13 protein-coding genes are annotated in these 14,246 nt (G+C 55.5%); 2 read left to right on the top strand and 11 right to left on the bottom strand.

Features of this window, described 5'->3' with window-relative positions; translation table 11 throughout:
* Window positions 1-10: 10 nt before the first annotated feature.
* From AC3ISI_RS16510 to AC3ISI_RS16475, 8 genes are all read right to left on the bottom strand, one after another.
* Window positions 11-718, bottom strand: coding sequence for a DsbA family protein (locus tag AC3ISI_RS16510; RefSeq protein ID WP_489332889.1), 708 nt, complete (start codon window positions 716-718; stop codon window positions 11-13).
* 51 nt (window positions 719-769) lie between these two features.
* Window positions 770-1,321: an OsmC family protein gene (locus AC3ISI_RS16505; RefSeq protein ID WP_489332888.1), complete on the bottom strand. Its 552-nt coding sequence runs from the start codon at window positions 1,319-1,321 to the stop codon at window positions 770-772.
* Between the two features lie 114 nt (window positions 1,322-1,435).
* Window positions 1,436-3,076 (bottom strand): long-chain-fatty-acid--CoA ligase, encoded by a 1,641-nt coding sequence (locus tag AC3ISI_RS16500; RefSeq protein ID WP_489332887.1) that lies wholly within the window; start codon window positions 3,074-3,076, stop codon window positions 1,436-1,438.
* Window positions 3,077-3,267: 191 nt separating this feature from the next.
* Window positions 3,268-4,083 (bottom strand): enoyl-CoA hydratase/isomerase family protein, encoded by an 816-nt coding sequence (locus AC3ISI_RS16495; protein ID WP_489332886.1) that lies wholly within the window; start codon window positions 4,081-4,083, stop codon window positions 3,268-3,270.
* A gap of 71 nt (window positions 4,084-4,154) precedes the next feature.
* The gene (acuI, locus tag AC3ISI_RS16490) at window positions 4,155-5,135 is read right to left on the bottom strand and encodes an acrylyl-CoA reductase (NADPH) (protein WP_489332885.1); all 981 of its coding nucleotides are present in this window, start codon (window positions 5,133-5,135) and stop codon (window positions 4,155-4,157) included.
* Between the two features lie 47 nt (window positions 5,136-5,182).
* Window positions 5,183-5,809: an acrylate utilization transcriptional regulator AcuR gene (gene acuR / locus AC3ISI_RS16485; RefSeq protein ID WP_489332884.1), complete on the bottom strand. Its 627-nt coding sequence runs from the start codon at window positions 5,807-5,809 to the stop codon at window positions 5,183-5,185.
* A gap of 444 nt (window positions 5,810-6,253) precedes the next feature.
* Window positions 6,254-6,415: a DUF2986 domain-containing protein gene (locus tag AC3ISI_RS16480; RefSeq protein ID WP_489332883.1), complete on the bottom strand. Its 162-nt coding sequence runs from the start codon at window positions 6,413-6,415 to the stop codon at window positions 6,254-6,256.
* Between the two features lie 305 nt (window positions 6,416-6,720).
* Window positions 6,721-8,313, bottom strand: coding sequence for a GMC family oxidoreductase (locus AC3ISI_RS16475; RefSeq protein ID WP_489332882.1), 1,593 nt, complete (start codon window positions 8,311-8,313; stop codon window positions 6,721-6,723).
* A 48-nt stretch (window positions 8,314-8,361) separates the two neighbouring features.
* Here AC3ISI_RS16475 and AC3ISI_RS16470 point away from each other — a divergent pair, with 48 nt between their 5' ends.
* Window positions 8,362-9,456 carry an AraC family transcriptional regulator gene (locus AC3ISI_RS16470; RefSeq protein WP_489332881.1) on the top strand — a complete coding sequence of 365 codons (1,095 nt, stop codon included), beginning with the start codon at window positions 8,362-8,364 and terminating at the stop codon, window positions 9,454-9,456.
* Between the two features lie 39 nt (window positions 9,457-9,495).
* Here the strand turns inward: AC3ISI_RS16470 and AC3ISI_RS16465 are convergent, their stop codons facing one another.
* Window positions 9,496-9,945, bottom strand: coding sequence for a hypothetical protein (locus AC3ISI_RS16465; protein WP_489332880.1), 450 nt, complete (start codon window positions 9,943-9,945; stop codon window positions 9,496-9,498).
* A gap of 266 nt (window positions 9,946-10,211) precedes the next feature.
* Window positions 10,212-11,171: a LysR family transcriptional regulator gene (locus AC3ISI_RS16460; protein WP_489332879.1), complete on the bottom strand. Its 960-nt coding sequence runs from the start codon at window positions 11,169-11,171 to the stop codon at window positions 10,212-10,214.
* A gap of 168 nt (window positions 11,172-11,339) precedes the next feature.
* Between AC3ISI_RS16460 and AC3ISI_RS16455 the strand changes: the two genes are divergently transcribed.
* Entirely contained in the window at window positions 11,340-13,376 is a 2,037-nt protein-coding gene (locus AC3ISI_RS16455) for an alkyl/aryl-sulfatase (RefSeq protein WP_489332878.1), read from the top strand.
* A gap of 92 nt (window positions 13,377-13,468) precedes the next feature.
* Here AC3ISI_RS16455 and AC3ISI_RS16450 read toward each other — a convergent pair whose 3' ends face one another.
* Window positions 13,469-14,230, bottom strand: a complete 762-nt coding sequence (locus AC3ISI_RS16450; protein ID WP_489332877.1) for a bestrophin-like domain — start codon at window positions 14,228-14,230, stop codon at window positions 13,469-13,471.
* Window positions 14,231-14,246 lie beyond the last annotated feature (16 nt).

Raw genomic sequence — 14,246 nt, 5'->3', positions numbered from 1 at the left:
ATGCCGTGGATTAGCAGCCTTGCCCGGTCACTGAACAGGATGGCGCCGTCTGTTTGGTATCAATACGTTCTGCTGCATTTTTCAGCGCTGCATCCAGGCGCGCCAGTGCGGCTTCGTAGTTCATGAAACCGCTGAGCACCGGAATTATTTTCTTGTCGGGAAGTTCCAGCAAAATGGCGGGGTAACCACTGACACCGATTTTTGCGACTTCGTCGAACTCCTGCTGGGCGGCCCTGGCGGAATCATTGCTGCGTAATTCCTTCACGAACGTATCAAAGTCAATCCCGAATGATTGAACAATCGACTTATAGGTGTGTTCATCCTGGAGATCTTTACCCTGAAGGTAATACGCTTCCTGAATGGCTGTGGCATGGGCCAGTGAGGCGTCTGGCTGATAACGGCGAAGTACCGCCATAGCTCGGGCAGGTGTGCTGGAGTCAACGATCCATTGACTTGCTTGCATGTTGCGCAGCTGTGCCAGGTAAGGCTCGCCGAACGAGCACCCCGACATCGCAGTGATGCGCTGATGCAGACCTAATGGATCGGCAAAGCTGGAAAAAAGCTGGGCCAGGCGAATTTTTCCATTGATCATTCCCGGGCTTAGCGTAACCAGGGATGCCCGCTCTTCGAGCGTCTTGGCAATTTGTTGTGCGACTGCGCTGAAGCCATAGCACCAGCAGCAGTACGGATCCGTCACATAGATAATGTTCAGCTTCATTTTCTATCCTTTAAAGGGAGTACCTGGTGCGGTACTCCCTGTTGGCGAGTCTTATTTCAAGGTGGTGACGACGTTTACCGGGTTCGCCAGCGTGTCGCGAATCGGCGAGCGGGCTTGCAAGCGGGCGATCAGGTTTTGGATATCGGCCTTAGGCGTACCTGGGCTGTCCACCGAAACATCGACGCGGATTTGCTGGGCACCCGGCCGAACGTTACTGTCGATGCCAAGAAATCCACTGAGGTTGACGTCGAACTCGAGTTCAACTTCGATATTTTTCAGCGCGATACCCGCTTCCGATGCCAGCGCAGCCAGGGTGACGGCATAGCACCCGGCCAATCCTTTCATTACATATTCCGCCGGGCTGATGGCCGTGTCGCTGCCCAACAGAGAAGTGGGTTCATCGCTGCTGAGTTTGAATTTGCCAGCGCGCGATTCATCTTTTTGCCCGGCCTGGACAATAGTTCCAGTTTGCGAGTTCAGACGAAGTCCGCCAGCAGATTGACCCGCCAGGCTAAAAGTGACGTGGCCTAACGTTGGATTATTTTTAACCGCTACAATAGTTTCCGACAGCGCTTGCGGGTCCAGGTAGGGTGCTTTGATCATGATGGATCTCCAGGGGTAGGGCGGCTTGAGACGTGCGAAGCCGCAAAACGTAATAACGATTTGTTGTGTGTGTTGAAGCGTTTGCAGGTTTCAGATTTTTGTTTGTTGCTGAGACTATGGCGTCATTGAACACATCGCCTTGCAAGAAAGTTCGTCTTCCTGGATAAGCTGACGAATCTGTTTCTTGTCTACCTTGCCAACGGCTGTACGGGGCAGGGCATCAACAAAAAACCAGCTCGACGGCACCCAGAAGCGGGCCACTCTTTCCCTCAGCCAGACTTCAAGTCGGGAAGTATCTGGAGTGCAGCCTTTCTTCAGTACCAGCACCGCCGCGGGGCGCTCTTGCCATCGGGCATCGGGAATCGCAACGACCGCTACATCCTGTACGTCAGGATGCCGCCTGATGGCTTCTTCAAGTGCCAGCGACGGAATCCACTCGCCGCCCGACTTGATGGCATCCTTGGCTCGGTCTGAAAGGGCAATGAAACCTTCGCTATCGACTGTTCCCAGATCACCGGTCTTCAGCCATCCATCCTGAAACTGGCTCAGGTCCTCGCTGCCAAGGTATTGGCCTGTCACCCAGGCGCCGCGGATTTGCAGTTCACCGACGGTGACGCCATCGCTTGGCAAGAGATTCCCTTCGAGATCTGCCACACGTACTTCCAATCCGCAGACGATTCGGCCCAGGACATTGGTTTGACGGCAGGCCTCTTCAGGTGAGTTGGCCTGGCCAGCAGCTTGACTGATGGCGGACATCGAAGAGGTCTCGGTCATGCCCCAGGCCTGGACCATTCTGATGCCCATTTCACCGTAGGTATCGCTCAGCTGCCTGGGCACCTGCGCGCCCCCGCAGGCGATCGTCTGCAGTGCGCCTAACTGGTACCGGCCGTGTGAACGCAGTAATGACAACACGTCGGACCAGATCGTCGGAACGCCAGCGGCTATCGTCGGCGCCGCCATGTCGATCAGCGTCAGCAGATCCGTGGCATGCAGTGAATGTGACGGCAGCACTAGGTCAGCACCTGCCATCAGTGCTGCGAAGGGTAGCCCCCATCCATTGACGTGGTAAAAAGGGACCGCGGGCAGCAGCCTACTGGAGCTGCCCAAGGCCAGTGAGTTGGCGGTGCACAAGCTGAGTGCCTGCAGCCACAATGAGCGGTGGCTGTAAGCTACCCCTTTTGGCACACCGGTAGTGCCTCCGGTAAAACACAGGATGGCAGCGCTATGTTCATCGATATCGGGCCAATCAATCTGAGGCTCGCCTTCACCCAGAAGCGTCTCATAAGCCACCACCTCACACGGAAGCCTGACCGTTTCTGGCAAAAAATCGCTGCCAATGACAATGACCAGGCGCAAGTTTTCCAGGCGATGGGCAATGCGGCAGAACGGCACAAGGTTGGGCGTGTCGACAATGAACACTTCATCGCCGGCATGCGTGGCCATATAGATCAATTGATCGTCATGCATGCGCACGTTCAGCGTGTGAAGCACGCAACCACTGGCCGGGATACCCAGATAGGCTTCCAGATGTTCCTGAGTGGAGCCGGCAAAAGTACCAACGACAGTGCCTGCCCCGAACCCGCGTTTTGCCAGGGCATTGCCGAGTTTTCCGGCGCGTTGTGCAAATGCTGAAAAGGTGATTTGGTTGAGTTGGCAATTGCTCCTGGATATCAACCTAGAGTGACCGTTGACGTTATGTGCATGGCGAAGCAGCAACGGTAGACCTAACTGGGCGGTCTGCATGGTACTGAGCATGAGCATCTCCTGCGACGGAGTGCTGATCGCCTCCGTGTTCGCTTATTATTTTTGTGGATGACTACATTTACAGCCTGTCGCAAAACGATACAGCGTGAGGATAAAACTGAAGCCACGTTCCATGGTTGGCAGAATGATTTCATGTCATGGAACGTGAACTTCAGTCATGACGCCAACGGGTCAAGTTGGCGCTAAAGTTTCCCGTAACGGGAATCTCGCCAGTTAAGTGCTTCCCGCAAACCTTGGGTTTTAACGCGTTCGCCAAACTCCGCTTTCTCAGGGGAGTAAGCCGCATTGAGGGTCGCGGCCACATCGAGGTTGGCCATGACTGCTTGTCTCAACCCCATGGCTTCATACGCTCGGGTCAAGGCGATTTTGGTCATGCGTAATGTGATGGCCGGTGTCAGGGCAATTTTTCTGGCCAGTTTCTCGACAGTTGCTTCGAGGTCTTCTACCGCGACGACATAATTGATCATGCCCATCGCTTCGGCGGCCTGGGCCGATACGACATCGCCGGTCAGCAGCAGCTCGTTGGTTTTTTTCTGCCCGATCAAAAAGGGCATCAACAGCGTCACGGGGCCCGAGCCAAAGCGGATTTCGGGCTCGCCGAACTGGGCGCGCTCAGTGGCAATGACCATGTCGCAGGCCATGGCGATTTCGCAGGCCCCGGCCAGGCACCAGCCATCCACTGCGGCAATGGTCGGTTTGGTGCAGGCCCATATGGCCATCGACAGATCGACATTTCGGGTCAGTGCTTTATGCCAGTCTTCGGGGCTGGAGATGCCCTCGGCGACTTCTTCGGCAATATCGTAGCCGACGGAAAAGGCTTTCCCGGTGCCGCGCAGCACAATGATCCGAACTTCATCATTGGCTTCAAGTCGGCGCAAGGTTTCCCGCAACTCGATGACGACGGCAGACGACAGAGCGTTCAGTTTGTCTGGACGATTAATCGTCACCCAGGCGGTGCTGTCACGAAGCTCGGTCAATACCACGGAATTATTATTCATTGCTTTCTCCGCTGTTGGTTTGTATTTCGACATTGTGATTACTGCAAATCTCGGGCCACTGGTGACGTTGTTCAGTTCTGCAGGTCTACCACCAGGCGTCCCCGTATCTGGCCGTCCAGGAGTCTTTGGGCCATGGGAATGATTTCTTTGAGCGTGACGGTCTGAGTGATTTCCGCCAGCAGGGCCCTATCAAGATCCCGGTCCAGTCGGGCCCAGGCGGCAATACGGTCCGGCCGTGGGCGCATGACGCTGTCGATGCCTGCCAAGGTGACACCGCGAAGAATGAAGGGCGCCACGGTGGCGGGAAAATCCATGCCCTGGGCCAGCCCGCATGCGGCCACGACTCCGCCATAGCGCGTGGCGGCGCAGGCATTGGCCAGGGTATGGCTGCCCACCGAATCGATGACACCTGCCCAACGTTCCTTGACCATCGGCTTGCCGGGTTCACTAAGACTGGCGCGGTCGATGATTTCACTCGCCCCTAGGCGCTTGAGATAATCCGACTCCTGTGGGCGTCCAGTGGAGGCGACGACCCGGTAGCCCAGGCTACTCAACAGGGCGATTGCAAAGCTTCCGACACCGCCGTTGGCACCCGTGACCAGCACTTCACCGCCCGGTGCAACACCGTGCCGCTCCAGCGCCATGACACAAAGCATGGCCGTGTATCCCGCCGTGCCAATGGCCATGGTTTCTGCCGCGCTGAAACCGCGAGGAAGAGGAATCAGCCACTCGCCGTTGAGCCTGGCCTTTTGTGCCAGGCCACCCCAATGGGCCTCTCCCACGCCCCAACCATTTAACAGGACTTGGTCTCCGGGTACGTAGTCAGGGTGGTCGCTGTGCTCGACCGTTCCCGCAAAGTCTATTCCCGGTACCATCGGAAACTTGCGGACGACCGGACCTTTGCCGGTGATGGCCAGTGCATCTTTATAGTTGAGGGTGCTGTAGTGAACCCGTACGGTCACATCACCGTCAGGCAGCTGTGAGTCCTGAAGTTGGCGTAAATCGACCCGGTAGCCGGCAGCGTCTTTATCAATGAAAACAGTATCGAACATCTTCTTCCCCTTTTAGACCGATCGTCTATTAAAAAACAAGAAAAAATCTACCTGGCCATTACCGTCAGAAAACCTCGCAGGAAAGTGCTCAGAGGAACTGTATCGCCGGTCAGGCGTGCACGTAATACCGCTCCCTCCCAGCCGATCCAGAAGAAGGCGGCCAGTTCATCACAGTCAGCATCCGGCGCGAGCTCTCCCTGCATTTTGGCTGCTTGCAAACAGGTACTCAGCCGTTCTTCCCAGGAGAGAAGCACGTTGTTCAAGCGCTCCTTGAAGCCGGCAGGAAGCACCGTGACCTCTTGCCCGAGGTTGCCCACCAGACAACCGCGTTTGAATTCATATTTGGCCATGCCCCGTTTGGCGTCTTCCACGAAAGCGGCTATTCGTTGTGTCGGCGCAAGCTCTTCGTTCAGGAAATGTCGATCCAAGCGCTTGGCGAAATACGTTGCATAGTTGTCGAGAACGGCATAGCCAAAAGCTTCTTTATTCTCGAAGTAATAGTAAAAAGAACCTTTGGGCACTTTCTCCTGTGCCAGCAGTGTTTCAATGCCGGTGCTCATGAAGCCCTGTTCGGTGAGCAAGGCAGTACCGCTGCGAATCAACGCATTCTTTGTATCCGGGTTATCGCGGGGAGTGCTGGTTGGGCGTCCGCGGCGTTTGGGTAAGTTCGTCATGAGGTGAATATAGACCGAGTGGCTATTAATGCAACGCAAATTTTCTGGTTTTTTTCAATGCAAGTGGCATGGGGGGGGCGTATGCACTTGTTGCGCTCGCAAGCCTATGAAAACTAAGACTAAATTAGACCTGATTCAGACAGCCGGCTTTCACCCTGATCCTGCCAGTGAGGGTTAGGTATTGCACTGACCTGCAGGCACGGACTTGCCCGCGAACGCTTCTGGCCGTTTTGTGCCTGTGGTCAAGGCCCGAAATCCACAATCCAAAGCTGACGTTCAGCAACGGGAACGCCACTTGGGTAGATTAGGCTGAGAAAGAGGGGCGAACGCCAAGAAGCGGCTTCGGCTTGAATGAATTGTTTGGCCGCGTCCTCGCGGTACGTGCCATCGGAATGCCTGGCCCAACCAGATTTGTAAATGCCGGTGGTGTTTGAGCTACATGGATCAGCTCTCAGAGCAAATGATTGAGTCGTCACTGGACTCGGCAGCCAGCTTCAATCGGTCAGCTTTACTAATGTATTTAGACTTGCTTGCCGGCGCCAATTTGGCACTGGCCTTTTTGGCGTGAGCCTTTAATAACTGCTGTATTTTTTTACGACGATTCATGTTTTCTGCTCAGCGTGTGAGTTCTTGAAGTGAATAGGCGTAAATTTTAAACCAGATCCCAGTGGCGCGCTCTTGGTGCATTGTCGATTTGGCAGCCATCGTTTCGAGGGCGCTGATGGACGCATTGGAAAGGGTACGGGCCAATGTTACTCAGTCGTGCAGATCTGCCGCTGCTTCCAGGTGGTCAATGTGCTTGAAACGCTCGACCAGAAAATCGATCAATCTGCGCACCCGGGCTGAAACTGATTATTCTAAGCCGCCACTCGCAACGTGCGAGAGAAGCGGCTCCACCGACGAACTGACAGTCAGGATCGCTGGCTAGCCGACACCCAATCGGCGGCACGTTCGGCGATCATGATCGAAGCGGCGTTGGTGTTACCGCCAATCAGCGTCGGCATGATCGAGGCATCTACCACGCGAAGCCCCTCGATCCCATGCACACGCAATTGGCTGTCCACCACGGCATGTTCGTCGACGCCCATTTTGCAGGTGCCGACCGGGTGATAAATGGTGTCAGTGCGCTGGCGCAAAAGCTCGATCAGCTGTTCGTCACCGTATAACCCTTCGCTGTACATATCCTTCAGACCGTAGCGTGCCATTGGGGCTTGCCAGATAATCTCCCGGGCCATTCGGTATCCGGTGAGCAGGGTCTCCACATCATCGTCATGCCCCAGAATGTTGGGGTCGATACGCGGTGGGGCGCTCGGGTCATTCGATTGCAGGCCGACGCTGCCGACGCTCTTGGGGCGCAACACGCAGACGTGGCAACTGAAACCATGGCCCCAGTGCAATTTGCGGTTGTGGTCGTCAATCATCGCGATTACCGAGTGCAACTGGATATCCGGGCGGGCAAGGCTGGCGTCGGTTTTCAGGAAAGCCCCACCTTCGGCGAAGTTGCTGACGAAAGGGCCGCGTCGATGCCGGACATAGTCGATAAACGCCTTGCCCATCCTCGCGCCGCCGCGCAGGGAGACGCCCATCAAGGAGGTGTCGTGACTCTTGTAGCTGAGCACGACATCCGGATGGTCTCGCAGGTTCTGCCCGACACCGGGAAGTTCGTGTTGCACCGGTATGCCCTGTGGTTTGAGTTCCGCTTGCGGGCCAATCCCCGAGAGCATCAACAAGTGCGGGCTGCCAAAGCATCCGGCACTGAGCAGTACCTCTTGTCGGGCCTTGATGGTCTGGCGGTTGCCCTTGATGCGCAGCTCCACGCCGACGGCTTTCTTCCCTTCCAATACGATGCGTTCGGCGGCGACAGAGGTCAGCACGGTGAGATTTTTGCGGGAATGTCGAATCGGTTTGAGGAAAGCGGTCGCCGTGCTCCAGCGCCGACCGTCGCGAATAGTCACGTCATACTGACCGATGCCTTCCTGATCGATGCCGTTGAAGTCGGGGTTATGGCGGTGGCCGACCATCTGTCCTGCTTCGATAAAGGCTTGGGTGGCCGGATGTATCGGGTTTTTGCCGACGTAGAGCTCGCCATCCGCGCCGTGGTAGTCGCAGGTTCCGCGGTGGTTCATTTCACTCTTGCGAAAATACGGCAGTACGTCGGCGAACGACCATCCCGGATTACCCAGGGCCTGCCAGTCGTCAAAGTCACTGCGATGACCACGGATATAAACCATTCCGTTGATTGAACTGCTGCCACCCAGCACCTTGCCGCGCGGCTGATAGCCGTGACGCCCGTTCAGGCCGGATTGCGGTACAGTCTGAAACGCCCAATTGACATGTCGGCTCGGCAGGATCGCAGCGACGCCCACGGGGGCATGGATCAGTGGCGAGCGGTCTTCGGGACCGGCCTCAATCAAACAAACCGTGACATTGGGATTTGAACTCAGGCGGTTAGCCAGGACGCAACCGGCTGAGCCGGCGCCGATGATTACGTAATCGAATTCCATCACATTATCCCGATGAGCGAACAGGGGCTGCTTCGCAAGGAAGCAACAGTGGATACCTGGGATGGATTGTTGGCTGAAACACACAGAAAACTATTGATCTTTCATGACATCTATTTGATCTTTGATGACATGACTTCTTTGATCAGAACAACATCGTTTATCGGGTTCCGTGAAGTGACGAGCCAGCTGGGCGGGAAAGCGGACCTGATGCTTGAACGCTTTCGCATTAATCCGGACTTGCTTAATGACGAGGACGCGCGCGTGCCGCTGCGTTCGTTGGTAGGACTGCTGGAGTTTGCCGCGCGAGAACTGGAATGCTCCGATTTTGGTTTGCGCATGGCCGAGTATCAGGACTTGCATGTACTCGGACCCATTGCGGTGATCGCTCGAACGTGTGCAACAGCGGGAGAAGCGCTGGCGCAAGTCATCCGTTTTATCGGTTACCACAGCCCCGGCATCCAGCTTGATCTTGACCTGAGTGAGGCCCGCGCTCCGCGTTTAGTGATCGATATCCGGCTGGCCGGACCGAGCCCGCGACGGCAAATGATGGAGCTGGCGATGGGGGTGGCACATAACGGTATGAAGTTGCTGTATGGCGACAGCTTCGTTGCCCAGGCCGTTCTGTTTTCCAGTCATCTCTCATCTGCGCAGGCTTACCGGCGCTATTTCAAAACGACGGTGTACACGGGGCAATCCTGTAACGCGCTGGTTCTGCGCGATGAGCAATTGAGTCAGCCACTTGAGCAACATGCCCCTTACTTGCATCACGCACTGGAGCAATATTTCAACCAGTTCGACTTGCAAGCGACATCGAGTGTCGTCAATCAAGTCGAACGTCTGGTCCTGCGCATGATGCCGATACAACGTTGCCGTTTGCCGTTGATTGCCGAGCAACTTGGCATGCATGTGCGCATGTTGCAAAGAAGGTTGGCCGAGGAGGGGCGAGTTTTCGATGAAGTAGTTGAGGCCCTTCGCCGCGACCGTGCCGACCACTATCTGGCGGAGAGGCACATGCCGATGTCCCAGGTTGCCGGTCTTCTGGGCTATAGCGAACAGAGCGTGTTCAATCGTGCTTGTCGGCGCTGGTATTCCATGTCACCAGGAGCCCGGCGACGTCAATTAATCGGAGGTGGCGACCTATGATGATCGCGGCACTGATAGGGCGCCACCGTCCAGGGCATTTCATTTAGTCGCTTGCGCGACATTGCCGCAAAAAATATCGGCGCTGCCATCTTCGGGCGAGGTACGCAGAAGAACGGAGTAATTGCCGGCAAGCAGGTCTTGCATTTTTATCGGTGCGCTTCTGTAAAAGGTCCACCCACCGGTCCCCGCATTGGGTTCAGTATTGACCTTGTCGTTCAATGCGTAGGCGGCGGCTCCGGGTTGCTGGCAGCTGCCTTTATTGATGAACGTAAAGATGCGCGGGGGCAAGATGGTTCCGTTTGGAACACCTGTGATGTAGAAGTCAAAGTTGGTTTGATTGCCCACGCTAGTCAACGTGGTCGTGGCAGTCTTCCCTGGATTCTGGTGGGTCGCTACCAAAGGAAGGTTCATCGAGTGGTTTGATGAGCTGGTGCAGCCGAAGAGACTTGCGGTGACCAATAGCGCTGCCAAAGGAGTCCAGAGTTTCATTGCCAATCTCCAGTAATGGAAGAAGTGCATGGGGGGAACTATTGGGTATAGCTCATTAATACGGTGTCGCATTGTTGAGCAATTGCTTTTATAACTCCCCCAAAATCCCTGGACGCCCCGGTTTATCAGTCACACAGTGTGAACCAGCAGGCTCACGCGCTAGAGCACCTGTAGGTAGGTGGGGGCGCGGTACGATGCCGTGCTGTCGCAAATGTGCATGCAATTTCGGCAGGCGAAAATACGCTATCGAGGCCATCAGAAGATGCTCAATGTGTAGATTGCGCGGCGAGAAGGCTTTCACGCTGGCAAATTTCCTCTTCCACAGCCCTCACTTCCCTCATGTAAACCTCTACCGCGGGTGGCAGTGAGCGCTCTTTGAGGTAAATGAAGCCATATCGGGTACGCAGTGCGAGGTCATGGATGGGTAACGGTACGATTTCACCCGCCAGGATTTCCTGTTCAAACGTCGATAAATTCCCTAAGGCCAGCGCATTACTGGACTCGACGAACTTAACGATTTGCATCGGCACGTCTATTTCGATCGCCGGTACAAAATCCCCCGTCAGTGCTTCATAAGTGCCAGCACAGCCCAGCATTGCGGGGAGCAAATGGCTGGCCAGGCGCAGAGGAATGCGCGAGGCCACCCACGGATAATCGAGTGTTTGCGCCAACGTCAGTGAACGACGTTTCGACAGCAGCGGATGTCCGGGGCGGCAAAACAGGCGACCTACATGCTCACCCACCAGCTCACAGGTGAACTCCTCCCTGCCGAGCAACGTGCTGATTTCGGCAATCCCCAGATCCACAGCCCCTGTGGCGACCTGATGAGCAACCTCTCGCCATCCGGCGACATGTGCAGTGACCCTGATGTGCGGATGCCGGGCGTGCATTCGCGCGATGCTGGCGTAACCGCTGGTGACGCTTGGATAGGGCCCCAAGGCGACCTTCAGTGCGCCGATATCGCCTCCCGCCAACAAGGCGATGTCACGTCGCAGGTCTTCTTCGACCATCAATAAGCGCTGGCTTTTCTCACGAAGCAGCTGTCCAAACGCAGTCAGCACGACGCCTTCTGGGCGTCGGTCGAACAGCGTGACCCCGAGTTCGCTCTCCAATAACTGGATGCTTTTGCTCAATGCCGGCTGGGAAACCCCCAGCGCTTTTGCTGCCCGACCGAAGTGTGCGTGTTCAATCAATGCCAAAAACTGACGTAGCCGGCGTGGCGTCATGTCATAACCTTTATGTTATCGAAAATCGTTAAAACGGAATTTTTCGTAATCAAATGAATATGCTATTCATGGCCGGACGGGTCAAGTTGACGCGTAACCAATAAATAAAATCGGGCGCAATTCACTGCATTGACGCTCTTGGCACCCCTTTGGCGCAGGAACCCTTCCATGTACAACAAGACCTTCCATCTGGCACTGGCGATCACGCTTGGCAGTGGCGTCAGCCCAGCGATTTTTGCTGCGGATGCAAACGGCGCAAGTTCAGATTCGACCTCAACACAAAATGCTCACTTTGATAGCAAGGGCAAAGCGCCTTCGATTTATACGATCGAACTGCAAAATGGTGTGCGCAAGGCGCTTCCATTTGCGGACAAGCGCGACTTTGACGAAGCCAAAAAAGGCTTCATCGCTGCACCGTCCTACAACAAGATCATGGCCGAGGCCGGGAACGTCGCCTGGAACATGGGCAGCTACAACTTCTTGCTGGAAGGCAAGGATTTCGACAGCGTGAATCCGTCCCTGCAACGCCAGGCAGTTCTCAACATGGCCTTCGGTCTGTATGAGGTGGTTCCCGAGAAGATTTACCAGGTTCGCGGGTTTGACCTGGCCAACATCACCTTCATCAAGGGTGATACGGGCTGGATTGTGTTCGACACATTGATGTCGAAGGAAACCGCCAAGGCTGCCCTGGACTTCATCAATGAAAAAATCGGCAAGCGCCCGGTTGTCGCAGTCGTGATCTCTCATTCTCACGCCGACCATTTCGGTGGTATCCGTGGAGTGGTCGATGAAGCCGATGTGCGTAGCGGCAAGATCCCGCTGATTGCACCGGAAGGATTCATGGAGCATGCCGTGGCTGAAAACGTCTACGCCGGCAATGCCATGAACCGGCGCGCGTTCTTCCAATATGGTTTGATGTTGCCGCACAGTCCCTACGGCCATGTCGACATGGCCATCGGAAAAAATGCATCCATTGGCAACATGGGGCTGATTGAGCCGAATCGCTATATCACGAAAGCTTTCGAAACCCTGACCATCGACGGAGTGGACATGGAGTTTCAGAGCACACCCGGTACCGAAGCGCCGGCGGAGATGAACACCTGGTTTCCGCAATTCAAGGCCTTCTGGGCCGCCGAAAACATCATCGGCACGATCCATAACATTTACACCCTGCGCGGTGCACTGGTCCGTGATCCACTGGTTTGGTCGAAGAACATCAACAACGCCTTGTATCGTTATGGGCAACAGGCCGATGTCATGTTCGCGTCCCACAGCTGGCCACGCTGGGGCAATGAACGGATTCAGGACGTCATGCGCGCGCAACGCGATGCCTATGCCAACCTGAACAATGCCGTCCTGCATGCCGCGAATCAGGGCGTCACCATCAACGAGATTCAAAACGTCTACAAGTTGCCCGATAGCCTGAAAAACAATTGGGCGACTCACAGCTACCACGGCTCGGAAGAGCACAATAGTCGTGCCGTGATCAACCGCTACCTGGGCTACTGGGATGCCAACCCGGCGACGCTGATGCCGCTCTCTCCGAAAGATTCGGCACCGCTGTATGTAGAAATGATGGGGGGCGCAGACAAGATCATGACTAAGGGGAAATCCCTGTTCGATCAGGGCAAGTACCGCGAAGCCTATGAGATTCTCAATAAGCTGGTGTATGCCGAACCCCAAAACAGCAAGGCCAAGGATCTGTTGGCGGATGTTTACGAGCAAGTCGGCTATCAAAAGGAAAGTGCCGGCGTACGCAACAGTTTCCTCTCTGCTGCGTATGAATTACGCCATGGCATGCCGAAGGGGGTGCCGCCAAAATCCACCGGACCTGACATGATCCGCGCCATGAGTACCGAGTTGTGGCTGGAGTACCTCGGCATCGCCCTGGACGGCAGCAAAGTCGCAGATCAGCACTTCGTCTTGAACCTCAAGACGCCCGACAATGGTGAGCAGTTTGTGGTTGAGTTGAGCAATTCGACGCTGACCAACATCAAGGGGCAGCAAGCAAAAAATGCCGACCTCACTATCACGGTCAACCGCTCTGATCTTGAAGGCGTAATGGCGAGGAAAACCGGTTTCGAACAACTCGTCCAGGCCGGCAAAGCCACATTCGAAGGCGACCATAAACCCTTCGCGCAGTTGATGGCCGCCATCACCCCATTTACCCCTACCTTTGAACTACTGCCTGGTACTGGTCAGTAATCGCGCAGACCTGATTTACGGTGAAGCCACCTTGCGCATGTGGGGGCCTGTCGTGCGCAAGGTGTACAAAACCCGGGAGCGCGTTGGTAGGGTTACTGTCCTAAACGAGAGAGCGTGTCGCGCATCGGTTCGACGGATACCCCGATCAAGCCATCGAGGGGTCTGTTCATCTCTTGAATAAGCAGGATCGCCGCAGAGGCCGATAGCGCACACGTTAAAAACGCGGCAATGACCGTCCCGTTGAAGGGGGCGAACACGCCGAACGCGCCGAAGATAATGGATAGCCATGCGACGAGAATGATCAAAAACAAAACGGGAATCGAGCCATGTGCTTGTAGCAGTGTCAGCCACCGTGCAGCCAGCACTTCTTCGGCAATCTGTTGCGCACGAGCCTTGAGCGCTCGCTGCGAATCGTTGCCAGGCTTCAAATCATCAATCTGTTGCCTGAGAGCGTCCGAACGGCTAATGGCCTCCGGGCTGTCGAGTTGTGAGATCGTTGCGCTGTCGTGTGATGCCACAAGCTCGATCATGCCAGCGTAGTTGTGCTTGAGCACCGCACGAATGTCTTGAGTTTCGGGTCCATACCTCGCTAATACCCGGTCGAACTGAAACACCTTGGCCGAGTTGACAATGAGTTCGGTGTTGGTCGTTTCGAACGTGACTTTTGCGGACGAGATCAACAGCCCCAGAACCATGGCAGCCATTGTCGCAACCAGTCCGGTCGCCAGTTTTACAACGCCAATGGACTCATCGCTCAGGTGGTGTTCCGGCAACAACTTCCGGATGTAAAGACCCAGCAGTGCGCTGCCGAATACACATGCAAAAGCAATAAGTGCGATGGCAAAAGGGCTCAATTCAAATCTCCAGTGA

This window comes from Pseudomonas sp. GL_139_B, assembly GCF_057834475.1.
Note: the sequence above shows the minus strand (reverse complement) of the source record. Positions and strands in the feature narration are given on the sequence as shown.

What these genes read in the sequence shown, in the direction of transcription:
- AC3ISI_RS16475 (WP_489332882.1), bottom strand. Translation starts at nt 8,313, where the DNA reads ATGGAATTCGATTACGTAATCATCGGCGCCGGCTCAGCCGGTTGCGTC.
- acuI (WP_489332885.1), bottom strand. Translation starts at nt 5,135, where the DNA reads ATGTTCGATACTGTTTTCATTGATAAAGACGCTGCCGGCTACCGGGTC.
- AC3ISI_RS16500 (WP_489332887.1), bottom strand. Translation starts at nt 3,076, where the DNA reads ATGCTCAGTACCATGCAGACCGCCCAGTTAGGTCTACCGTTGCTGCTT.
- AC3ISI_RS16460 (WP_489332879.1), bottom strand. Translation starts at nt 11,171, where the DNA reads ATGACGCCACGCCGGCTACGTCAGTTTTTGGCATTGATTGAACACGCA.
- AC3ISI_RS16510 (WP_489332889.1), bottom strand. Translation starts at nt 718, where the DNA reads ATGAAGCTGAACATTATCTATGTGACGGATCCGTACTGCTGCTGGTGC.
- AC3ISI_RS16480 (WP_489332883.1), bottom strand. Translation starts at nt 6,415, where the DNA reads ATGAATCGTCGTAAAAAAATACAGCAGTTATTAAAGGCTCACGCCAAA.
- AC3ISI_RS16465 (WP_489332880.1), bottom strand. Translation starts at nt 9,945, where the DNA reads ATGAAACTCTGGACTCCTTTGGCAGCGCTATTGGTCACCGCAAGTCTC.
- acuR (WP_489332884.1), bottom strand. Translation starts at nt 5,809, where the DNA reads ATGACGAACTTACCCAAACGCCGCGGACGCCCAACCAGCACTCCCCGC.
- AC3ISI_RS16495 (WP_489332886.1), bottom strand. Translation starts at nt 4,083, where the DNA reads ATGAATAATAATTCCGTGGTATTGACCGAGCTTCGTGACAGCACCGCC.
- AC3ISI_RS16455 (WP_489332878.1), top strand. Translation starts at nt 11,340, where the DNA reads ATGTACAACAAGACCTTCCATCTGGCACTGGCGATCACGCTTGGCAGT.
- AC3ISI_RS16505 (WP_489332888.1), bottom strand. Translation starts at nt 1,321, where the DNA reads ATGATCAAAGCACCCTACCTGGACCCGCAAGCGCTGTCGGAAACTATT.